This window comes from Vibrio sp. V12_P9A6T4, from assembly GCF_963874835.1.
Taxonomy (GTDB): Bacteria; Pseudomonadota; Gammaproteobacteria; order Enterobacterales; family Vibrionaceae; genus Vibrio; species Vibrio anguillarum.
The window spans coordinates 1-23,226 of sequence record NZ_CAWNJO010000069.1 but is presented as its reverse complement, the minus strand read 5'-3'; the positions used below and the strand labels follow the sequence as shown (position 1 = coordinate 23,226).

The following is a 23,226-nucleotide window of genomic DNA, read 5'->3' as shown; positions in this document are numbered from 1 at the left end:
ATTTATGTCTGAGAAATTCGTTCAAACTGTATCGAGTGTTAATTATAATAAAGGTGTTTTTTCTCTCTATTTTGTTGGACAGAATCAATCCAACATGGCAAACGGTATTATGGCGGAAAGTGATACGGACTTAGAGCTAAAAGAAGTGATTCATATGCCTGCTTCTGGTTTTATGTATATGGTTTCGATGGTTAAGAATATGCTTGAAGATCCTCGTATGAACGAAGAGTTAGAAAAATTAATTGCCGCAGGTTTTCTACCATCACCGAGTGAAGCACCTCAAGAGAACGAGAGTGGTATTGAGCCTGCTAAAAAACGCGTGACACGCACGAAAAAATAAAAGGTGGCTTAGCGTATGTTGATTCAACATCACGCGGCGAAACTGGATCGTGCAATGATGCAGAAAATGATGGGTGGGATTCTTCTGCTCAGCCAATATTCTCCTCTGCATCAGCGGTATCTTATCAGTGAATGGCAGCAACGGATTATGCCATCATTTGAGTTAAATCAGTTTTGCTATTACGAAGATGAACAAGGACGTCCAATTGCATTTTGTAATTGGGCGTTTTTGTCTGAGCAAGTGAGAGAGTTGCTATTGTCCGGTGAACGAGAAATCGAAGCCGCTGACTGGCGCTCTGGTGATCATATCTACATTCCTGAAATGCTTGCTCCTTTTGGTCACGGACGTCAAATCGTCAATGACTTACGACAGCGTGTTTTTTTGCCGTGGAAAGGGCAAAAAGTGTGTACTGTCCGCGGCAAAATCGACACGCAAAACGACCGCTGTATCCGTAAGGTACAGTGGTTTTCTATTTAAATAATAATAAGAGCCACAGTCTATGGGAAAACCATTTTGGAGAAGTGTCGAATACTTCTTCACCGGAAATTATTCCGCCGACGATGGAAATAACGACATTGTTGCCATCGGTTTTGGCGGCGAAATTCATGCTTATGGCGGAGATGATCATATTCATCTGGGGTCGATCGGAGCCACGGTATATACCGGTTCAGGTAACGATACGGTATCGGCGGGGGCCGGCTATCTAAAAGTTGAGGATACAACGGGGAACCTGAGCGTTCGAGGCGCTGCGGGTTATGCTGATATCAAGAAAAATGGAGACGGTAATCTCTCATTTTCAGGTGCTGCTGGTGGTGTAGACATTGGTCATGACGGCCAGCATGGCAACATCAGCTACGCAGGTGCTGCGGCTTACAACCACATTAAGCGCCAAGGGTTATCAGGCCATGTTTCTTTCCAAGGTGCTGGTGGCTACAACGCTATCTGGCATGAAACCAATCATGGAAACTTGAGTTTCGAAGGTGCAGGTGCGGGCAATAAAATCGATCGTACTTGGTTTAACCAGTATCAAGGATCTCAAGGTGATGTGCGTTTTGTCGGCGCGGGGGTTGCTAACAGTATTAGCTCACGTGTTGAAAGCGGTAACCTGCACTTTAGTGGAGCTGGTGCGGATAACCATTTGGTTCGCAAAGGCAAGGTTGGGGATATTACCCTAGCGGGTGCCGGGGCATCCAACCGAATTGAGCGTACGCACAATGCGAACGATGTGTATACCGAAACACGCGGTAATATTCGCTTCGAAGGTGTGGGTGGTTACAACAGCCTTTACTCTGATGTGGCACATGGTGATATTCACTTCTCGGGCGGCGGTGCTTATAACACCATTACTCGTAAAGGTAGTGGCGGCGACTTTGATGCTCAAGGTATGGAATATGCCAAAGCGGATGAGATCGTTCTCACTGCCGCACAGATGCACGGTTTATCGATTGATAACGGCAACAAGTTCCATGCGGTTAACGCCGTAAAATCAGAGCGAGAACCCAATACCTATTTGTTTGCTATTGCAGATGGTAATTACACCAAAATCAACAAAATCCGTCTCTATAACGATGCCGAATCCGGCAAACTCAAGTACTACTCAGAGGCGTGGTTCAAGCAGGGTAATCACTTAACCGATCTTGCTCATTCCGATGTTTCTTCTTCAGGTGGCTTTGAGTCCAATCCCGTCAATGGTGGTTACACCCTTTCTAATATTGCCATTGAACATCAGCAATCAGTGACTGTTCATGCGGTTGAGAAAAGCTTGACTGAATATGAGTGGGTGACTTACGCCAATGGTGCGGTGATTGATGCGAAAGATGTGTCATTGTCGGATGCAAAAATGGGTGGTCACGCCATTTTTGCTGATGGCACTAAGGTTGATGTCAAAGCGGTGAAATCAAACCGCAAACCCAACACTTATGTTTACGCTAAGGTGCTGGGACCTTACACGAAAATCGTTGTGGTTGAACTGGCTAACGATGCCGAAACTGGCGCGCTGAAATATCAAGCTCGCTCTTGGTATAAAGAAGGTGATCACACGGCCAATTTAGCTAACCAAGATATTTCGTCTGCGTATGGATATCACGCAATGGGCAAAGGGGGTTACTCGCTCAGCGACTTGCATTACAGCGTTAACGCGGTAAGAAGTACCAGCGAAACAGTGGCTGATATCGACGAATACACGGATCAAACCTTATTCAAACCCGTAAGCGATAGCGGCGAAAGCTCTGGCGATATTCATTTCAATGGTGTCGGTGGCGGTAACGTTATTAAATCCAACGTAACACGTGGTCATGTTTACTTTAACGGTGGCGGTCTTGCCAACGTGATCCTGCATAGCTCTCAGTTTGGTAACACTGAATTTAACGGTGCTGGCGCGGCTAACGTGATTGTCAAAAATGGCGAAGAAGGGGATCTCACCTTCCGCGGCGCAGGTTTGGCAAACGTATTAGTGCACCAAAGTCAGCAAGGCAAGATGGATGTTTACGCGGGTGGTGCGTTGAACGTGCTGGTTCGTGTCGGTAACGGCGACTATCTGGCTCACTTATTGGCTTACGGCAACATCTCGGTACAGAAAGGCCAAGGCAATAGTCGAGTTACTCTACTGGGCGGCTATAACACGCACACGCAAATCGGTAGTGGTGATGCACTATGGCTAGCGGCTGGCGGTTTCAATGTCATGACGCAAGTCGGTCAAGGCGATGTGGCTTCGGTACTGGCTGGTGGCGCAAACGTACTGACCAAAATGGGTGATGGTGAACTCACGGCGGGCATGCTGGGTGGTGCGAACGTGATTACCCATATCAGCAGTGATGATCAATTATCGAATACCACGGCGGTGGCACTCGGCGGCGCAAATATTCTCACCAAAAAAGGCAAAGGCAACACCCTTGCTGTGATGGGCGGAGGCGCTAACGTACTCACCCATGTGGGTGATGGCACCACAACTGGCGTAATGGTAGGCGGCGCGAACATCCTAACGAAAGTCGGGAATGGCGATACGACCGGCATTATGCTTGGTCTTGGCAACGTGCTAACGCATGTTGGTGATGGCCAAACCCTTGGCGTAATGGGCGCCGCAGGCAACATATTCACTAAAGTGGGCGATGGAACATCCATTGCAGTCATGATTGGTGCGGGCAATATCTTTACCCATGTGGGCGAAGGGAATGCTTGGGCATTGATGGGCGGCCTTGGTAACGTCTTTACCAAAGTGGGCAACGGTGATGCTCTCGCGTTAATGGTGGCCGAAGCTAACGTCTTCACCCATATCGGTGATGGCATGTCGGTGGCGCTTATGTTAGCCAAAGGCAACATAGCAACTAAAGTCGGTAATGGAACCACACTTGCGGCTATGGTGGGTAACGCCAACATCTTCACTCACGTAGGCAGTGGCAGCACGTTTGCTGCAATGATCGGTCAAGCCAACATTATGACCAAAGTGGGCGATGATCTCACCGCTGCGCTGATGGTCGGTAAAGCTAACATCTACACCCATGTCGGTGATGGAACCAGCTTAGGAATATTTGCGGGCGAAGTGAACGTGATGACCAAAGTCGGTAACGGCACAACGCTGGCGGCGATGTTCGGTAAAGCGAACATCATGACGCATGTCGGCGATGGTTTAACCGGTGTCTTAGCACTGGGCGAAGCCAATATCGTCACCAAAGTGGGTGATGATTTCATGGGTGTTGTGGCCGCGGCGAAAGCCAACGTCGTGACTCATGTCGGTGATGCAACCACCGCCGCTGTATTGGCGGGTAAAGGCAATATCCTCACCAAAGTGGGCGAAGGCACCACGGTAGGTTTGTTGATTTCCGATATCGGCAACGTGATGACTCATGTCGGAGATGGCACGACCATTGGTATTGCCAAGGGCAAGGCAAACATTATTACCAAAGTCGGTGATGGCTTGGGTGTTAACGTGGCTTGGGGTCAAGCTAACGTGTTTACTCATGTAGGTGATGGAGATCGCTATAATTTTGCCAAAGGTGAAGCCAACGTCATCAGCAAAGTGGGCGATGGTCAAGAAGTCTCTGTCGTGCAAGGTCAAGCCAATATCATTACCCATGTGGGTGATGGTGATGATTATACCGGTGCTTGGGGTAAAGCCAACGTTATCACCAAAGTGGGTAATGGCCGAAATGTTGTGCTAGCCAAAGGTGAAGCCAACATCGTGACTCAAGTGGGTGATGGCGATAGCTTTAACGCACTTTGGAGTAAGGGCAACATCGTCACCAAAGTCGGTGATGGTATGCAGGTGACCGCCGCGAAAGGTAAAGCGAACGTAACGACTCGAGTGGGAGATGGCCTAAACGTCACCGCCGCTTATGGGGATGCCAATATTAACACCGTGGTTGGTGATGGTATTTCGGTCAATGTTGCTTGGGGCCAATACAACGTCAATACCAAAATCGGCGATGGTTTGAACGTCGCGGTCATGAAAGGTAAAGCCAACGCTAATATTCATGTTGGTGATGGTTTAGGGGTTAATGCTTCTTACGCTCAAAACAACGTGGCGATCAAAATCGGTAATGGTGATTTCTACAGTTTGGCGGTCGCGTCGAGCAACACCAGTAGCAACAAGCTCTCCGCCCTGTTTGATAACATCAAGCAAACCGTACTTGGTGTAGGTGGTAGCCAAGCAATCAACTACTTAGTGCAAGGCGATGAAGCATCATCATCCGGCACGCATAAAGGCCGTGGTGCGATTGCGACACCTGAAATCACCAAGCTGGATGGCTTCCAAATGGAGGTGATTGAAGAAGTGGGCTCTGATTTGGGAGACAGCCTAACAGGTAGTGTGACCAAGGTAGACGCACCTGATCTCAATCAAATGCAAAATGCGCTCAGCGTTGACGACTCTTCGGACCAAGTTCAAGGGCCAAATCTCATTGTTAATGGCGATTTTGAGCAGAGTGATTTCGGTTGGAGTTCTACGCATGGTGTCGAAGCTTATGTTTCTGCAAGTTCATATGGTTTGGAGCGGGATGGGCACGGTAACAATGTGTCTGAATTGGCAACAGATCAAAGCACGACTATCTACCAAGATATTCAGAACCTGACGGAAGGCGAGGTCATTGCTGTGAGCTTTGATTTTGCAAAACGTGCAGGCATTTCTAATAACGAAGGCATTGACGTTCTCTGGAACGGCGAAGTGGTTTTCTCATCGTCTGGTGATGAATCTGCTTGGCAGCAAAAAACCTTAAAACTGACCGCTCATGCTGGCAGCAACCGTATCGAATTCAAAGGAACAGGCCATAATGATGGGTTGGGCTATATCTTAGATAACGTAGTTGCGAAATCAGAAACGCCACAGCAAACTAATGCGGTGAATGAGCATGCAACGCAAAATCAAGCGTCGCAGAATGCCCTATCAGACAAAGAGCGCGCAGAAGCGGATCGCCAGCGTCTAGAACAAGAAAAGCAGAAACAGCTCGATGCTGTCGCAGGTTCGCAAAGCCAGCTGGAATCTACCGACCAACAAGCCTTGGAAAATAATGGCCAAGCGCAACGTGATGCGGTGAAAGAAGAGTCGGAAGCCGTGACGGCTGAGTTGACCGAACTGGCACAAGGTCTCGATGTGCTCGATGACAAAGCCACGCATACGGGTGAGTCGGGCGACCAATGGCGCAACGATTTTGCCGGTGGCTTGCTTGATGGTGTTCAAACCCAATTGGACAACGCAAAACAGGTTTCTGGTGAGCAGATTGCTGCCGCGAAACAGACGCACGCGGACAATCAAAACAAAGTCAAAGATTCGGTTGCACAATCGGAAGCAGGCGTCGCAAAAGGTGAGCAAAACCTGGCGGGTGCAGAGCAAGGCATTGCTGATGCTAAAACTGATGCTGAAAAACGTAAAGCTGATGCTTTAGCAAAAGGCAATGACGCGAAACAAGCCGAATCTGACGCACACAGCGCAGCAAACGACGCGCAATCGCGTGGTGATCGCGATGCGATGAACGCGGAACATAAAGCCAACCAAGTGCAGAATGATGCGAAAGGGGCTAAGCAAAACGAAAGCGATCGCCCTGATCGTCAAGGTGTTGCGGGCAGCGGCCTTGTGGGTCAAGCACATAGCGTCGAAGCCGCTGGTGTTGCGGGCCGCCATATCAACGCTGACAGTCAAACAAACGCTGATGGCCGCTTTAGCGAAGGCTTGAGCGAGCAAGAGCTAGAAGCCTTAGAAGGTGCGACCAATGCAGTCAACCGCCTGCAAATTAACGCAGGAATTCGAGCGAAAAATACGGGTAGTTCTGTCACTTCGATGTTCACTGAGACAAACGCCGACAGCATTGTTGTGCCAACAACAGCCCCTCAGGATTTGGCTCGAAAAGAGATTCGTATTTCAGGGGTGAATCTTGAAGGTCTTGGTGAGGCATCCAGTGATATAGCATTGGGTGGCAACGCCATCGACAACATGTTGCGTGAATCTCTACCATTCTATTCACTTCGTACTGAGCGCAACCTCTTAGTGCAAGAAGGCGAAGAAGGTTTTGAAGTTCGCTCGTGGCCGGGAACCGATGGAAAGAGCAAGACCATTCTGCTTGATAACCCAGAAGATGCAGCTCAACAAAAAGCCATTGAGCGTTTCATTTTGGCCAACTTCGATAATTTTGAACAAATGCCCGATGAGCTCTTTTTGGTGGATAACAAGGTTATCTCACATCATGAGGGTCGCACGCGTGTTTTGGCACAAAAAGAAGAGGGCGCTTGGAAGTACAACACCAAAGCAGAATTGATGTCTGTCACCGAATTACTCGATGCTGCCAGTGTTACAGGGAAGATCCGTGGTGAAAGTTACCAACAAGTAATCGACGCTCTGACTGAGTACCATGCGAGTACGATTGAACACGCAGACTATGAACTGGAATCTGTGGAAAAACTGCTCAACCTACGTAAACAGGTTGAAGGCTACCTACTCGGTCACCCCGATTCTGGCCGCGTTGAGGCTATGAGTTCACTGTTAAACCAAGTGAATGTGCGTTTAGAGGAAGTCTCGGTTCTTGCAGCCTCTGAGCAAAGCATCAAAACTCACGATAGCTTTAGCCGTCTGTATGACCAGCTTGATAACGCCAACTTGAAGGAGAGTAAACATCTGTATCTGGATGGAAATGGCGATTTCGTCACTAAGGGCAAAGGTAATCTTGCCAATATCGATCAGCTAGGCGGTAGCGATGCTGTACTTGACAAAGTAAAAGTAGCCGTAAGTCATGAATATGGTCAAGCTGTTGCCGATACTATCTTCGCTGGGTTTTCTGCAAACGATCTTGCAAAAGATGGTAAAGGTATTGATATCGCTGGGTTAAACAAAGTACACCAAGCGATTGAACAGCACATGTCGCCAGTGAGCGCGACCATGTACATCTGGAAGCCGAGTGATCACAGCACACTAGGTCACGCCGCATTGCAAATTGGCCAAGGTCGCACGCAGCTTGAAGGTCAAGCCGCGGCTGATTTCAACAAGCAGAATTATGTGAGTTGGTGGCCACTAGGTAGCAAGTCATCCAATATCCGTAATATCTTCAACGTTGCAACAAAAAATCAGCCTGATCTTAAATTGCGTTGGAGCGACTTCAGCCAACCAGCTCATCAAAATGACACACTTGAGCATGATATGGTGTCAGAAGAAAACGATGGCTTTGGTTTGAATGACGGCGAAACTAAGCTGAAACGCTTTATCGAAAAACTCAATGCCGCTAAAGGCATTGATGCTTCGTACAAAGACGCTTCTGAAGGTTATGCGAGTGTGCTACTGGGCAACCCGGATATACTTGAAACGACAGGCATTCCAGCACATGTATTCCAACCATTCGTTGAACAGTGGAATGACACCAGTTACGACATGATGGATGTAGCAAACCGTTTTGCGGAAGAGCTACAGAAACAAGCTCAAGCAAGTGGTGATCCTGCCCTAGTGGAAAAACGCATCGCTAATGTGGTTCGTCAGTTTGCTGAAAGAGCGCTGGAAGAAATCGAAGCCTTTAAGGCCAGCCAAGCGGATGAAGGCCGTGTATTCCGCATTAACTTAGAAGGGCTTAATACTGCGGCAATGCAGGCAGAATGGCATCGTCTAAGTAACGACCCGGATGCGCGTTATCAACTGCTCACCAAAAACTGCTCTAGCACGGTCGCTAAAGTGTTGAAAGCGGGTGGGGCAGATAAACTCATTGGTCACACATGGCTGCCTAAGTTTGGTGTTTGGACGCCGACAGAGCTATTTAACTTTGGTCAAGCGTTACAAGAGGCCCAGTTAGAAATCGTGGCTAAGAAGCAAAGTCATCAAGTAAGCGATGTCCTTGATGCTCTATCAGGCAAAGAGAAGCAGAAAGAAACCGTCGCCATCGAAAATGATGGTACGCCACCGCGCGATAAAGAATCTCTGAGCCCATTGACTCGCTTCCTCAATAACGAGTTGTATGGCGATAAAGAAGCTCGCCGTAAGATTGGCGAAATCACGCAAACCCTACTTGACCATGCGGTAGAACAAGGTGAATCGCAGAAAGTCACCTTGAAAGGGGAATCGGGCCGTCTAACGGGGTACTATCATCAGGGAGCTGTATCAAGCGACACTGAAACGAGCGCGACCAGCGGTAAAGTCGTGTTGTTCCTGCACGGTTCTGGTTCTTCTGCTGAAGAGCAAGCGAGCGAGATTCGCAACCACTACCAGAAACAAGGTATCGACATGCTCGCAGTCAACCTGCGTGGCTATGGTGAAAGCGACGGCGGACCAAGCGAAAAAGGCTTGTACCAAGATGCTCGCACCATGTTCAACTACCTAGTGAATGACAAGGGTATTGACCCAAGCAACATCATCATTCACGGCTACTCAATGGGTGGTCCAATTGCCGCAGATTTAGCACGTTATGCCGCGCAAAATGGCCAAGCGGTGTCTGGCTTATTGCTTGACCGTCCTATGCCAAGCATGACCAAAGCCATCACCGCTCATGAAGTGGCGAATCCAGCGGGCATTGTAGGGGCTATCGCGAAAGCGGTTAACGGTCAGTTCTCAGTGGAGAAGAACCTAAAAGGCTTGCCAAAAGAGACGCCGATTCTGCTGCTAACGGACAACGAAGGTTTAGGCGAAGAAGGCGAGAAGCTACGAGCTAAACTCGCGATTGCTGGCTACAACGTCACGGGTGAACAAACCTTCTATGGCCACGAAGCGAGCAACCGCTTGATGGGGCAGTACGCGGATCAAATTGTCTCCGGTCTGTTTAATGCAGAGCAAGCAGCGGTAGAAGCGGGCGAAGTGCTGAAAGGGCTAGAGAAAGACTTTAAACGCTATGGCGACGCGCTGAAACCTGATACGAGCGTACCGGGTAAATCGAAAGACATTCGTACCACTAAAGATTTCCTAAATGGTTACAAAAACGACCATGCGAAGGAGATCGTTGACGGCTTCCGCTCAGATATGAGCATCAAGCAACTGGTGGATCTGTTTGTTAAAGGCAACTGGAGCGCAGAGCAAAAAGGTGCGCTTGCTTGGGAAATCGAAAGTCGTGCACTGAAAGTGACGTTCCAGAACAAGTCTGAGAAGTACAACCGATTGTTCCGTGAGATTGCTTCTGCTGGCGTGGTGGATGCGAAAGCGACTGAACAGCTCGCGCCACAGTTAATGCTGTTGAACCTATCGAATGACGGTTTTGGTGGACGTTGTGATCCACTTTCTAAACTCGTTTTGGTTGCGAAACAGCTGGAAAACGATGGTCAAGTTGGCGTGGCAAGACAACTGCTGGAGAAGATGTACTCTGCGGCAGCGGTGCTGAGCAATCCAACCCTTTACTCAGACAGTGAAAAAGCCAATGCAAGCAAGTTGCTCAGCAGCTTAGCGGCCATTCATGCGAAGAACCCAATGCATGATACGTCGATGAAAGTGTGGCAGGAAAAGCTGGAAGGGAAGCAAGCGCTGACCGTAAACGGTGTGGTTGAGAAAATCACTGATGCATCGGCTAACGGCAAACCTGTGTTGTTGGAACTTGATGCTCCGGGGCATGCGATGGCAGCTTGGGCAAAAGGCTCAGGCGACGATCGTGTTTACGGCTTCTACGATCCAAATGCTGGTATTGTTGAGTTCTCATCAGCAGAGAAGTTTGGCGACTACCTAACGCGTTTCTTCGGCAAGTCCGATCTGAACATGGCTCAAAGCTATAAGCTGGGTAAAAACGACGCAGGTGAAGCAATCTTCAACCGCGTGGTGGTAATGGATGGCAACACGTTAGCAAGCTACAAGCCAACCTTTGGTGATAAGACCACCATGCAGGGGATCCTCGATTTACCTGTGTTTGACGCTACACCGATTAAAAAGCCCGGTGCTTTAGATGTCGATGGCAATGCAAAAGCTGTAGATGATACGAAAGAAGCATTGGTTGGTGGAAAGATACTTCACAACCAAAATGTGAATGACTGGGAACATGTTGTTGTGACTCCGACAGCGGACGGCGGTGAAAGCCGTTTTGATGGTCAAATCATCGTGCAAATGGAGAACGATGATGTTGTTGCAAAAGCCGCTGCGAACCTTGCGGGTAAGCACCCAGAAAGCAGTGTGGTGGTGCAGATCGATTCAGACGGCAACTATCGCGTGGTGTATGGTGACCCATCGAAACTGGATGGAAAGCTGCGCTGGCAATTGGTTGGCCATGGGCGTGATGATTCAGAACACAACAACAGTCGCTTAAGTGGCTACAGTGCCGATGAACTTGCAGTGAAATTGGCGAAATTCCAGCAGGCATTCGGCCAAGCGGAAAACATCAGCAACAAGCCTGACCATATCAGTATTGTCGGTTGCTCTTTAGTGAGTGATGACAAGCAGAAAGGTTTTGGCCATCAATTTATCAATGCCATGGATGCTAATGGTCTTCGTGTGGATGTGTCGGTTCGCAACTCTGATGTAGCGGTAGATACAACAGGGCGCAAACATACTCAAGATGCCAATGGAAATTGGGTACAAAAGGCTGAAAACAATAAAGTCTCACTGACTTGGAATACGCAAGGCGAAGTTACCGCACGTGACGAGATCATTCGTAACGGTGTGGCGGAAGGGGATATCCATCTTACTCGTGTTGGTGCGAGTGAGGTTAATGAGCCAGCACGTGGTGCCATCGGCGACAACAGTGAGGTGTTTGAAGCACCTGAAAAGCGTAAAACGGAAACGGATACTACGGCATCGGCGGGCAGTGACAATAAGCTCAGCTACTCGGGCAATATTCAGGTCAACGTCGGTGATGGTGAGTTCACCGCAGTTAACTGGGGTACGTCAAATGTTGGTATTAAAGTGGGTACGGGAGGCTTTAAGTCGCTGGCCTTTGGTGACAACAATGTCATGGTTCATATTGGTAATGGTGACAGCAAACATAGTGTCGACATCGCTGGTTATCAGGCGCTTGAAGGTGCTCAAATGTTTATGGGTAACCGCAACGTAAGTTTCAATATGGGTCGCAGTAATGACCTTATCATGATGATGGATAAGTCGATCCCGACACCGCCACTGGTCAATCCATTTGATGGTGCATCACGTATTTCAGGAGTATTACAAAGCATCGCACAATCAGGAAAGGGTGCCGATTGGTTAGCGGCTCAAGAACAGCAGTGGACACTCTCTGGTGCGAAAAAATTTGTTAAAGAGATGTCCGGTCTCGATCAAACCAGCAGTGTTGACTACACCAGTTTGGTTGATTTGGACTCTCAGAATGAGCGCAGCAGCCGCGGCTTGAAGTCTGACGCTGAAGCAACGTTGAATAAAAAGTACAACCAGTGGCTAAGTGGCAATAGTAATAATGATTCTGGCAAGATGAGCCGAGCGGATAAGTTCCGTCAAATGAACGAGAAGTTGGCCTTTAACTTCGCGGTCGGTGGCCAAGGAGCCGATATTCAGGTCACCACGGGCAACTGGAACTTTATGTTCGGAGACAACATCCAAGCGATTTTGGATACCAATCTCGGTTCATTGTTTGGCGTGTTAACCCAGCAATTCTCAGCAACGGGAATGGCTCAAACGACCTTTACCTATAATCCGCAAGACTTGCCTCGTCAGCTTAAGAATAAGCTGCTGGGTAAATTTGCTGAGGTCGGTGCAGAGACGACTTTAGGTGATATCTTCGGTGTCAATTACACCGCTGATGGCAAAATAGTCTCTCGTACTGATGAAGCGGTAGATGGCGTTGCCATTTTAAAAGAGATGCTAGAAGTGATTGGCGAGTTTGGTGGTGAGCAGCTCAGCGCATTTACTGACCCAGAAAAATTGCTAGATAGCCTCAAAGCGGGAATCGATATGGGGGCTGATGGTCTTCAATCCTTTGCTGAAAGTCATGGACTGAAAGAGAAAGCACCAGAGGAAAACGATACAGCGCAAGTGACTCTCAATGGCGCGCCTGCGGCAACGGAAAACGTATCAGCCACTGTTGAAGAAACCAAACCAGAGCGCGCATTTGGTTTTAATGCGCTCAATTTGCCCAATTTATTTGCCACCATGTTTAGCAAAGATAAGCAGGCAGAGATGGCATCATTGGTCAGTAATCTGAAGCAGAATCTCACCGCCGATTTGCTCAATATGAAGGATAAAACGTTTGATTTCCTTCGTAACAGTGGGCATTTGCAAGGGGATGGCGATATGAACGTTTCTCTGGGTAATTACAACTTCAACTGGGGCGGTGACGGTAAAGATCTCGGCGCTTATCTAGGCGACAATAATAACTTCTGGGGAGGACGTGGAGACGATGTGTTCTACGCAACGGGAGTCTCCAATATTTTCACCGGCGGTGAAGGCCACGATATGGGCGTTTTAATGGGTCGCGAGAACATGATGTTCGGCGGTGATGGCAATGATACGGCGGTTGTGGCCGGACGCATTAACCACGTCTTTATGGGCGCGGGTGATGATCAATCCTTTGTCTTTGGCGAAGGTGGTGAGATCACCATGGGGGCAGGTAATGACTATGCAGTCACTTCAGGTAACTTCAATCGTGTGGACATGGGAGACGATCAAGACTTTGCTGTAACCATCGGTAATAACAACCAACTTGATCTTGGTGCAGGCAATGACTTTGCGAGAGTCTTTGGCAATCACAACCGAATTGACGCTGGCCAAGGAAACGATGAAGTCAAACTGATGGGTTACCATGCTTCGATTAATGCTGGCGAGGGTGAGGATTACTTAATTGCCGCCGCCATCTCAAAATTCAGCACATTAAACGGTGGTGAAGGTAACGATGTCATGGTGCTTGGGGGTTACCAAAATACGTTCAAAGGCGGTGCTGGCGTAGACAGTTTTGTGGTCAGTGGTGAGGTGATCGATAACGTGGTTGAAGATATTCGCCAAGGTGAAAATATCATCTTCAACGGTATTGATTGGAACCGTTTATGGTTTGAGCGTAGTGGTTACGATCTGAAAATCTCTATGGCACGCCATACTGATACCTCTTCCGATCAAACGCTATTTGATGCGTTAGGTTGTGTGACTTTCAATGATTATTTTGCAGATAATCGAGCCAAACTTATTATCGGTTTAGGTGAAAAAGACGCTCAAGGCGAGCAGGAATATACCTGCTTGACTGATAATGCGTTAGACAATCTCATTCAAGCGATGAGTTCCTTCGCGCCTAAGGTGGGAGAAAGCAACTTTATGGATGGATTAGCTTCTCAGCCTCAGCAAGCGATTATGGCCGCATGGTCGGATGTGAATACCGGGAAGTTTAGCTTGTCGTAATCATGTCTTTCATGGGTTAAAACCAGCCTTTGTGGGCGTGTCTGTTTGACAATAGCGCCCATATAAACCTAAAAACGCCTCCTGATTTTGTAGAAAACAGGGGGTGTTTTTTTAGGCTCAAATAGGCAAAACCTAGCCGATACTAGCGAATACGAGTAAACTCTTCTCTTTTCATGGAAGAGCCCAGAAGCAATGTTAAAACAAGATCATAGCCAAGCAATACAGCAAAGAATCGATCAAAAAACCAAACCGTTGGGAGCGCTGGGCCAACTTGAGTCATTAGCACACCAGCTCGCCTTAATCCAAAGTCAAAATCAGCCTCAGCCCACTCAGCAGATCACCATTCATAAGCCTACCGTACTGGTCTTTGCTGGCGATCACGGCATTGCAGATGAAGGCATTAGCATTGCGCCAAGCGCGGTGACTCAGCAAATGGTGCTTAATTTTCTGGCGGGTGGTGCGGCCATCAACTGTTTTTGTCGCAGCAATCAAGTTGAGATGAAAGTAATCGATTGCGGGATTTTACTCCCTGTAGAAAGCGACAATCCGCACTTTCTTGTGCAGCGCTTAGGTAGCCGAACGGAGAACTTTGCTCGCCAAGCGGCGATGTCTGTAGAGCAAGTGAAGCAAGGGCTACTGCTAGGTAATCAGGCCGTGCAGCAGGTGATCCGTGCGGGGTCCAATATAGTGATGTTTGGTGAAATGGGCATTGGCAATACTAGTAGTGCTTCTGCGATATTAGCGGCACTTTCTGAACATTCTGTTGAACAGTGCGTTGGTTACGGCACTGGCATTTCAACACAGCAATATCAGAAAAAAGTACAGCTGGTGAAGCAAGGCGTAACACGCTGCCGTGGTTTGGATCCAGAAACGGTCCTTGCGGAAGTAGGCGGCTTTGAAATTGTGCAAATGGTCGGAGCATTTTTAGGCGCTTACCAGCAGCAAACGCCGATTCTGGTGGATGGATTTATCGTCACGGTAGCCGCGTATGTGGCCACACTTATTGAACCTGATTGCCGCGAGTTGATGATTTTTGCTCATCAGTCCCATGAATCGGGCCATCAACGCGTACTTGAACTGTTAAACGCGACACCACTGCTTAATTTAGGGTTGAGGTTGGGTGAGGGAACGGGTGCTGTATTAGCGCTACCTTTGGTCAAAGCGGCCGCCGAGTTTTACAACACCATGGCCAGTTTTGCCGACGCAGGAGTGACAGTGTAATGCTGCGCGCTTTCGCTTATCAATTAGAGCTGTTCTGGTTGGCGCTGAGTTTCTTCTCGCGCCTTCCTATTCCTAACAATACGCCCTATTGCAGTGAACGAATGAACCGATCTGGGCGCTATTTTTCCTTGGTTGGTCTATTACTCGGCGCGATCTGCGGTGCCATCTACAGTGTGCTGATCCTGATTCTACCGAACGAGGTAAGCATCGCACTGACGATGGTGGCCAGTTTGCTATTAACAGGGGCGTTTCATGAAGATGGCTTAACTGACATGGCGGACGGCATTGGCGGAGGAATGACGGCTGAGCGCCGTTTGAGCATCATGAAAGATAGCCGCATTGGCACTTATGGTGCGGCCAGTTTAGTGATGGCGCTACTGTGTAAGTTTCTCTTTTTAGAGGCGCTACTTGGTTATGGCAACGTATTGATGGTGTGGGTACTAGGCTACAGTTTTAGCCGTGCGATAGCGGCATCGTTGATTTTCGACATGCCGTATGTAAGCGATCTCGATAGCAGCAAAAGCAAGCCGCTAGCCAATAAACAAACCCTTCCAGAGCTCATTTTTCTACTGCTGTGCGGCTTAGCGCCTGCGTTATGGTTTGGTTGGCAGGTAAGCTTAAGTTTGGTATTGGTTGCTGTAGTTTTTCGTATTTTCTTCAAAGCTTGGTTGATGGCGCGTATTGGTGGCTTCACTGGAGATTGCCTTGGCGCTGCACAACAGATTATGGAACTGCTGATCTATCTGCTGCTTATTGTATTCGCTGGGTTGGGTTATTTGAGCATGGGACTGATTGAATAATGGTGCATTTGATTTTGGGTGGCGCGCGTAGCGGTAAGTCTTGTTTCGCTGAACAGGCCGCAAAGCAAGCACACCAAGCCCTGTTAATGCGGCTGCCGCAGGCTCAGCTTAACTATGTTGCCACCGCGATTGCATTTGATGATGAAATGCAGGCAAGGATTGCCCACCACCAGCAGCAAAGAACGTCGGAATGGCAAGAGCACGAATGCCCTGAACAACTGCCTGAGTTAATTGCCACTTTTTCAGCACATGATGTGGTATTGGTGGACTGCTTAACGCTGTGGCTGAATAACGTTATCTACAACCATGGCCAGCAAGCTCACGAAGCGGAGATAAAAAAGCGAGTCGAGCAACTCTGTTTTGCCGTTGAGCAAACGCCCGCCACTTTGGTTATCGTCGCTAACGAAGTGGGCCTTGGCGTGATCCCACTGGGGGAGGTTTCGCGCTTATTTGTCGATAACGCGGGCTGGCTTAACCAAGCGCTAGCCAAGTTAGCAACCCGAGTGAGCTTTATTGCAGCGGGCTTACCTATTGTTTTAAAAGACATCGTTTTAAAAGACACTGCTCTAAACGACATCGCTTTAAAAGGCTCACTATGATCAATCTCTATTTGATGCGCCACGGTAAAACCGTCGGTCGGTCTGCGCTCAATGGTAAAACAGATGTGCTCGTTGAAGCGCATCGGCAAGAGCAGATCGCTCACACTTTGCTGAGATCCCGTTACTCCTTCTCAAACATCATTACTTCGCCGCTACGCCGTTGCCATGATTTAGCGCAGCAACTGGTTTTACAGCAGCCGAAATTGGATTACCAAATTGAGCCTGATTTCCAAGAAATGGATTTTGGTGACGTCGATGGCGTGGCCTTTGATGAACTGCAATCGATGTGGCCAGTAGTGGAAACTTTGTGGACCAATCCGGCCCAACATCAACTACCGAATGCAGAAAACTTGGCCGATTTTCATCAGCGTGTAACTCGTGCTTGGGAGGCTCAGATTAAAGAGATCAAGCAAGACACTTTAATCATCGCTCATGGTGGAACAATCAGAATGATACTTGCCAATGTTCTAGGCACTGATTGGCAAAACCAATATTGGTATAGTGTGTTGAATATCGACTATCAATCATTAACTCATATCCAAATAGGAAAAGATAACGCTAAGAATGTGAGTGTGAAGAGCATCGGAATTCAAATTTAGCACCGGGTGAGCATGCAGTAGAGTATGGAGTAACTATCAGATTTAATGATAGAATTCCCGGCAATTAACGCCGGCCTCTGGTTAAGCGTATTTTGTATAAGGTATTGAGACGATCGTTGATGAGTTAAGTTTACCCTTATCCATCTTGATAAGTGGGATCGCCTCAACATAAATTGCTTCTACAATTCATTAACATACCGCTGTGCAATAAAGGAGTAACGCATGACGAAGTCCCTTTTCCGCCAATCTTTCCTATTTGATAGTTTGGATTTAGACCAAGAAATGGTCACTGGCGAAATCAAAACGGCAGCTGGTATTACGCTTAAAGTGCTCTCGCGTGGAGTGCTCGAAGTGATTCCCGCTCATCTCAACGATGAGAGTAAGCACATCATTATTTCTTGCGGTATTCATGGTGACGAAACTGCGCCAATGGAATTAGTAAATAAGCTGGTGGATGATATTCAGTCAGGTTTTCAAGCGGTCCAACACCGCTGCTTATTTATTGTGGCTCATCCTCAGGCGACGAATCAACATACCCGTTTCGTGCAAGAAAATTTGAACCGTTTATTTGATGATAAAAAGGGCAATACCTCCCTAGAAAGAGAGATTGCACAGCATCTCAAACAGACAGTGAAAGACTTTTTCGAACACACCGCTGAGCAAAACCGGTGGCATCTTGATTTGCACTGTGCGATTCGTCACTCCAAACATTATTCGTTTGCCGTCAGCCCCAAATCTCGCCATCCTGTCCGCAGCCGCGCACTGATGGCATTGATTGAAAGTGCGCATATCGAAGCGGTGCTGCTTTCAAATTCACCCTCGAGTACCTTCAGTTGGTACAGTGCAGAGAATTTTGCCGCGCAAGCTTTAACGCTTGAGCTGGGGCAAGTCGCACCTCTTGGTCAAAACAACCTAGAGCGATTAGTCGCGTTTGACTTAGCCATGCGCGATTTGGTAGCCAATGCGACACCTGAACACTTGCCAAGAAAGCCAACCATTTATCGTGTCAGCCGTACCATCGTCCGTTTGCATGACGATTTTGATTTCATGTTTGATGATAACGTCGAAAACTTCACCGCGTTTAAACATGGTGAGGTATTTGGTCATGATGGTGAAAAGCCACTCATGGCGAAAAATGAAGATGAAGCGATCGTATTTCCTAACCGAAAAGTGGCATTAGGCCAGCGCGCCGCGTTAATGGTGTGCAAAGTGGCGACACGCTATGAAGACGATCAATTGGTATACGATTAACCGATGGTACTTTTGGCTTGTTAATCTTTTGACCTGTTGACAAGGTTAACAGGCGATTGCTTTGGTATATCACTTTCTATTTAAATGGCTTAACGGTAAGGTTAGGCCATTATTGTTTCTCTTACTTACATATAAGCGCATGACGTTCAATCAGTTACTCTTAAAAAAACAGCGTCGCTGGCATTACGCCCTCTACGCTATGCTGGCATTGTTGATTACGATGAGTGCGTTTTATTTGATGGTGGGTGAACTCTTTATCAGCCCATTTCACACTTGGTCACCACTGGAATGGCAGTTAGTGACTGAACTTCGTGCTCCTCGTCTGCTCTCTGCCGTCATCATTGGTGCTTCACTAGCCGTATCAGGCGCGGCGCTGCAAGTGCTATTAGGGAATGTTTTGGCAGAGCCGGGCGTGCTTGGTATTTCCGGTGGCGCCAGTGTGGCGATGGTAGTGGTGCTGTTTTTCTTCCCTGCCTTGGCCTCCCCTGAAATTTTCATGCTTTGTGCCGTAGTCGGTGCGATGGTGTTTACTCTTTTACTGGTCAGCATGGCTAAAGCGATGCGTTTAAGCACAACTCGCTTACTGTTGGTCGGTGTGGCGCTGGGTATTTTATCTGGTGCTGTGGTGACATGGGCGTTTTATTTCAGTAATGATCTCAGTTTAAGGCAACTGGTTTACTGGTTGATGGGCAGTATTGGTGGTGCAAGCTGGTATCAACATACGCTTTCATTAGCTGCGCTTCCGGTGATCATCTGGCTTGCTCTGCAAGGAAAAACGTTAGACAAACTGATGTTGGGCGAAACTCATGCAAAGCAGTTAGGTGTGGATGTGCATCGACTACGTTGGAAATTGATTTTTGCCGTGTCGCTGCTGGTAGGAGCTGCGGTGGCATTGGGCGGTGTGATCAGTTTTGTTGGGTTGGTTGTTCCGCATTTATTGCGCTTGGCGTTTGGTTCTGAAAACCGCTACCTTTTACCTATGTCGGCTCTGTTCGGCGCACTTTTACTGGTCTGCGCGGATACCGTTGCCAGAACGGCGCTTAATGCTGCTGAGCTTCCACTTGGTGTCGTCACTACCACCATTGGTGCGCCGATTTTTATTTGGATGTTGTTGAAAAACCATGATTCACGTTAATAGCCTGCAGGTTTCATCACGCTTATTGCCACTCTCTTTTACTTGCCAAGCGGGAGAGGTGCTGCATGTTATTGGGCCTAATGGCAGCGGAAAAAGCACTTTACTGTCGGCGTTAGCTGTCGTGACAGAGAGCCAAGGTGAGGTCTACATTGGTGATCTTCAGCTTTCAAGCGCATCGTTAGAGGCGCTGTCACTGCACCGAGCTTATTTGTCGCAAAACGACAAGCCTGTTTTTAATGTCGATGTTTATCAATATCTTGCCTTAGCGATCCCCAGTTGCGCCGATTTACATTCTCAAGTTGTTAATCAAGCCGTGGTTCATCTCACTCAACGATTGAATATTCAAGACAAATTGCATCGATCCATTCACCAACTGTCAGGCGGCGAATGGCAACGTGTCCGCTTGGCCGGTATTTGTTTGCAAATTTGGCCAACCTTAAACCCTTACGCGCAGTTATTGATATTAGATGAACCTGCGGCGCCTCTTGATATTGCTCAAGAAGGGTTGCTTTATCGTTTGATTAAAGAGGTTGCACAGCAAGGGATAGCGGTAGTGATGGCCAATCACGATCTCAATCGAACATTGCGCCATGCCGATCGCGCTCTGTTACTGCAAGATGGCGTATTGCAAAGTTCCGGCTCGGTTGAACAAGTATTAGAGAGCCAAGCGTTAAGTGCAGCGTTTCAGACTCAGGTGAAGCAGGTTGTTGTTGAAGGAAAGCCTTACCTTATCTTTGATTAAAAGCACAACTGTCGTGCAGTAAGCACACTTTTAGCGCATCAATGTGCTGAAGATAGAATGATAAAAATAGTAAGTCTATTAAAAACAAATGGTTAGGTTTTATGTGAAAGTTGGCACGCCAATCGCATTAATAGAATCGATACATTCTCGTTCTTGTTAGGCTTTTTATAAGTCTCTTAACCACCTTGCTCCCACAAGGTGGTTTTTTTTATCTGAGTCTTTGCAAGGTTATTGCGTCAATGAAGCAAGGTCAGCAGGACGGTAATAGACTGATTTGAGCACTTTACCTTGGCGAATCGTTTTGCCTTCAGAGACAAAATCTTGTGCGCATTTAGCAATAATGTAGTCGCCTTTTTGTACGGCCATCAGCTCAATACCTTGTTCAGCATAGTAGGCTTGGGTATCGGCATACTCTTTTTCATTGCGACATACTTTACTCATGTTCGAGCTGTGTACTTCATCCCAGCATGGAATAAATTCGATGCCACGATTCACGGCAACATTGAGCAGAAGATCAATCAAATAGCTGATCGCTAAGTTGTCACTCACTTGGCTATGTCCAAGGTGGACTAAACGACCCATCAAAACATACACAGTATCGATGATCGCATCCGCTTGTTCCGTTTTATTGTCAGCTTCAGCAAGTTCAGTCAACTCTTCAATCGCGAGCGAAGTATGCAACGTGTCAGCTTTATCGTTTAAGCTGCTGGCATCAGCAACGGGGAGATCAAAGGTGCTACGAAACTCGGTAATATCGCGGTAAAGATGATCGTAAATCTCTTGAGTAAGCTTGGATAAATGCATTATCTCGGTCCATTGGTTTGGTTAACAGGGATTGTGACGCGTAGTAACAAACTGATAGTAAGAAAATGGATAGTAACAAACTGATGGCAAAGCTGCGACCCATGCCATCAGTTTGGTCAAAGAACAGGGTTACTTATTGAGAAACAAATAAGGAAACAGTTGGCGGCGTTCTTGGTCACTTAGAGCACTAACACGAGCGATATTGGTATCGGGAATCGCTTCTGGGTTAGGGTAGTGTTTGAGTACTTTTTCCATGCTCTCTTCGCGAATAAGATGGAAAATCGGGTACGGCGAACGGTTAGTTAGGTTTTCGTCATCTTCGGGGCGTGTGCCGCCAAAACAGTAGTGAGGGTGAAAGGTAGCGACTTGGAAGATGCCTTGCCAATCTTGTTGCGTAATTAATGCTTCGACCCAATCGATAAAAAAGTTGTACTCAAAAAAATCTTCGAGCATGTTTGGCACCACCACTAGGGTGGTCTCAAGAGACTGTGCCGAGCTGCCTTCTAACTCTAGCAATTGTTGCAAAATGTCTTGCAGCAATTGTTCTTCAGTATCGGCTTCACTGACGAAAATTTTGATCTGCTGGTTACGTTGTGGTTTTGCGGCGAAAGGGCAGAGATTTAAGCCAATCACCACATCGTTAAGCCACTGTTCGACTTCAGTTGTGATGGCGGTTTTATTTATCGTTACGCTCATAGTGCTTATTAAAACAGTCAATTTGGCGCAAGCATAACATGAGTCTTTTGATAAAGTGAGTGGATAACACTACTTGATCAATTCATGCAGCGGCTGGCGGTGTGCAAGGGCGCGGTCATCATGGCGCAATTTCCAACAGAGAAAAAACATCGTCACATACAACACCATTCCACCCGAAACCACCACCGCCCAACCGCCATTTTGCCAGCAATAGAGTAGGAAAAACCCGCCGAGGCTGCCACCCACATAATAATGAACCAAATACAGAGCGGTCGCGGTTGCTTTTGCGCTGCTGGCCTTTTGGCTCACCCATGAATAGGCGAGCGTATGAGTAAAAAAGGCGCCGAAACTGATCAACATTAAACCGATCAGCATAAACGGGATTGATTCAACCAAGGCTAGCCACATCCCCGATAAACTGAGCAAGGCTCCCAACATCATGCCCGAAATGGCATTGTAGCGTTTTGTCCAGTTAGCGGTCAGTTTCGAGCTGAGTGTTCCCGCCAAATAACATAGGAAGATCAATGATGCTAAGCCAATCGGTAGCGAGTAGGGTTCGGCGACAAGCCGAAAGCCCATCACTGAGTAGAGATTAACAAACAGCGCGAAGTTAGTACCACCAATCAGCATCGCTAGCCACAGTGTGCGGTTAGAAAGATGTTTTACCAGCGCACGATTGTGGTGAAAGAACAAGCCTCGTTGCGGCGTGAAATTGCGTTGAATGGGTAGTAACCACAGCACAATCATGGCGCATACGAAAGTAAGTATGGCAATCACAATCACGGCTTGTTGCCAGCCAAAGGCATCGGTCAATATACCGCCTAAAATTCGGCCACTAATGCCACCTAATGAATTCGCAGCAATATAACCGCCAATCGCTTGGCTAAATGCTTGAGGCGAAAGCTCCTCAGCCATGTAAGCCACGGCAACCGAAGCAAAGGCGGCCAATGCGACGCCCATTAGTGCACGTGTTAAAACCAGCACCCATAGCTGTTGGCTGATCAACATTAAGCTGCCGATTAATGGCATCATGAATAGCCCTAATAACATCACTTTGCGGCGGCCAAAGGATTCAGAGCTGATTGCCCAAGGGACTAAACTGACGGAGAGTGCGAGGGTTGATGCGGCAAATAACCAGTTAATTTGGGTTTCTGAAACCGCAAAATGCGTAGCAAGGTAGGGCAACATTGGCTGAAAAAGATAGAGATTACAAAAGACTAAGAACGAGCCGAGCGCAAGTCCCCAAGTGACTTTTCGGTATTCTTTACTGCCAATTTCGATCATGATTACGCTTCACTTACGTTATGTATCTGTGATCACAGTAGCAGTGGCTT

Annotated in this window: 13 protein-coding genes; 10 read left to right on the top strand and 3 right to left on the bottom strand. The window is 47.7% G+C overall.

All coding sequences use genetic code 11. The annotated features are described in order from the left end of the window. Window positions 1-4 precede the first annotated feature (4 nt). The 10 genes from rtxH to btuD all read left to right on the top strand — a co-directional run bounded on the left by rtxH (window position 5) and on the right by btuD (window position 20,392). On the top strand, window positions 5-340 hold the full coding sequence (gene rtxH, locus AACQ42_RS11515; protein WP_013856638.1) for a protein RtxH: 336 nt from the start codon (window positions 5-7) through the stop codon (window positions 338-340). Between the two features lie 15 nt (window positions 341-355). Further along, window positions 356-817, top strand: a complete 462-nt coding sequence (gene rtxC / locus AACQ42_RS11510; RefSeq protein WP_017044044.1) for an RTX toxin-activating lysine-acyltransferase RtxC — start codon at window positions 356-358, stop codon at window positions 815-817. A 22-nt stretch (window positions 818-839) separates the two neighbouring features. Beyond that, window positions 840-14,045 (top strand): MARTX multifunctional-autoprocessing repeats-in-toxin holotoxin RtxA, encoded by a 13,206-nt coding sequence (rtxA, locus tag AACQ42_RS11505; protein WP_094166342.1) that lies wholly within the window; start codon window positions 840-842, stop codon window positions 14,043-14,045. Between the two features lie 192 nt (window positions 14,046-14,237). After that, the gene (cobT, locus tag AACQ42_RS11500; protein WP_094166341.1) at window positions 14,238-15,266 is read left to right on the top strand and encodes a nicotinate-nucleotide--dimethylbenzimidazole phosphoribosyltransferase; all 1,029 of its coding nucleotides are present in this window, start codon (window positions 14,238-14,240) and stop codon (window positions 15,264-15,266) included. Beyond that, the gene (locus AACQ42_RS11495) at window positions 15,266-16,066 is read left to right on the top strand and encodes an adenosylcobinamide-GDP ribazoletransferase (RefSeq protein WP_094124611.1); all 801 of its coding nucleotides are present in this window, start codon (window positions 15,266-15,268) and stop codon (window positions 16,064-16,066) included. The genes cobT and AACQ42_RS11495 overlap by 1 nt, the downstream gene beginning before the upstream one ends. After that, window positions 16,066-16,665: a bifunctional adenosylcobinamide kinase/adenosylcobinamide-phosphate guanylyltransferase gene (cobU, locus tag AACQ42_RS11490; RefSeq protein ID WP_094166340.1), complete on the top strand. Its 600-nt coding sequence runs from the start codon at window positions 16,066-16,068 to the stop codon at window positions 16,663-16,665. Before AACQ42_RS11495 ends, cobU begins: the two co-directional genes overlap by 1 nt. Then, window positions 16,662-17,264 (top strand): histidine phosphatase family protein, encoded by a 603-nt coding sequence (locus tag AACQ42_RS11485; RefSeq protein WP_094166339.1) that lies wholly within the window; start codon window positions 16,662-16,664, stop codon window positions 17,262-17,264. The genes cobU and AACQ42_RS11485 overlap by 4 nt, the downstream gene beginning before the upstream one ends. A 222-nt stretch (window positions 17,265-17,486) precedes the next feature. Then, the gene (locus tag AACQ42_RS11480; RefSeq protein WP_047691738.1) at window positions 17,487-18,515 is read left to right on the top strand and encodes a succinylglutamate desuccinylase; all 1,029 of its coding nucleotides are present in this window, start codon (window positions 17,487-17,489) and stop codon (window positions 18,513-18,515) included. Window positions 18,516-18,654: 139 nt separating this feature from the next. After that, window positions 18,655-19,650, top strand: coding sequence for a vitamin B12 ABC transporter permease BtuC (gene btuC, locus AACQ42_RS11475; protein ID WP_026028308.1), 996 nt, complete (start codon window positions 18,655-18,657; stop codon window positions 19,648-19,650). After that, a complete protein-coding gene (btuD, locus tag AACQ42_RS11470) occupies window positions 19,637-20,392 on the top strand; it encodes a vitamin B12 ABC transporter ATP-binding protein BtuD (RefSeq protein WP_094166338.1) in 756 nt (251 codons plus the stop codon). Before btuC ends, btuD begins: the two co-directional genes overlap by 14 nt. 228 nt (window positions 20,393-20,620) lie before the next feature. Here btuD and AACQ42_RS11465 read toward each other — a convergent pair whose 3' ends face one another. The 3 genes from AACQ42_RS11465 to AACQ42_RS11455 form a co-directional block, all read right to left on the bottom strand. Next, the gene (locus AACQ42_RS11465; protein WP_010318603.1) at window positions 20,621-21,196 is read right to left on the bottom strand and encodes a nucleoside triphosphate pyrophosphohydrolase family protein; all 576 of its coding nucleotides are present in this window, start codon (window positions 21,194-21,196) and stop codon (window positions 20,621-20,623) included. 129 nt (window positions 21,197-21,325) lie between these two features. Further along, on the bottom strand, window positions 21,326-21,892 hold the full coding sequence (locus AACQ42_RS11460; RefSeq protein ID WP_026027360.1) for a DUF1415 domain-containing protein: 567 nt from the start codon (window positions 21,890-21,892) through the stop codon (window positions 21,326-21,328). Window positions 21,893-21,961: 69 nt separating this feature from the next. Beyond that, on the bottom strand, window positions 21,962-23,176 hold the full coding sequence (locus AACQ42_RS11455; RefSeq protein ID WP_094166337.1) for an MFS transporter: 1,215 nt from the start codon (window positions 23,174-23,176) through the stop codon (window positions 21,962-21,964). Window positions 23,177-23,226: the final 50 nt, after the last annotated feature.

Excerpts from the sequence above, each read along its gene's own strand:
- rtxH (WP_013856638.1), top strand. The coding sequence starts at position 5 with ATGTCTGAGAAATTCGTTCAAACTGTATCGAGTGTTAATTATAATAAA.
- rtxC (WP_017044044.1), top strand. The coding sequence starts at position 356 with ATGTTGATTCAACATCACGCGGCGAAACTGGATCGTGCAATGATGCAG.
- rtxA (WP_094166342.1), top strand. The coding sequence starts at position 840 with ATGGGAAAACCATTTTGGAGAAGTGTCGAATACTTCTTCACCGGAAAT.
- cobT (WP_094166341.1), top strand. The coding sequence starts at position 14,238 with ATGTTAAAACAAGATCATAGCCAAGCAATACAGCAAAGAATCGATCAA.
- AACQ42_RS11495 (WP_094124611.1), top strand. The coding sequence starts at position 15,266 with ATGCTGCGCGCTTTCGCTTATCAATTAGAGCTGTTCTGGTTGGCGCTG.
- cobU (WP_094166340.1), top strand. The coding sequence starts at position 16,066 with ATGGTGCATTTGATTTTGGGTGGCGCGCGTAGCGGTAAGTCTTGTTTC.
- AACQ42_RS11485 (WP_094166339.1), top strand. The coding sequence starts at position 16,662 with ATGATCAATCTCTATTTGATGCGCCACGGTAAAACCGTCGGTCGGTCT.
- AACQ42_RS11480 (WP_047691738.1), top strand. The coding sequence starts at position 17,487 with ATGACGAAGTCCCTTTTCCGCCAATCTTTCCTATTTGATAGTTTGGAT.
- btuC (WP_026028308.1), top strand. The coding sequence starts at position 18,655 with ATGACGTTCAATCAGTTACTCTTAAAAAAACAGCGTCGCTGGCATTAC.
- btuD (WP_094166338.1), top strand. The coding sequence starts at position 19,637 with ATGATTCACGTTAATAGCCTGCAGGTTTCATCACGCTTATTGCCACTC.
- AACQ42_RS11465 (WP_010318603.1), bottom strand. The coding sequence starts at position 21,196 with ATGCATTTATCCAAGCTTACTCAAGAGATTTACGATCATCTTTACCGC.
- AACQ42_RS11460 (WP_026027360.1), bottom strand. The coding sequence starts at position 21,892 with ATGAGCGTAACGATAAATAAAACCGCCATCACAACTGAAGTCGAACAG.
- AACQ42_RS11455 (WP_094166337.1), bottom strand. The coding sequence starts at position 23,176 with ATGATCGAAATTGGCAGTAAAGAATACCGAAAAGTCACTTGGGGACTT.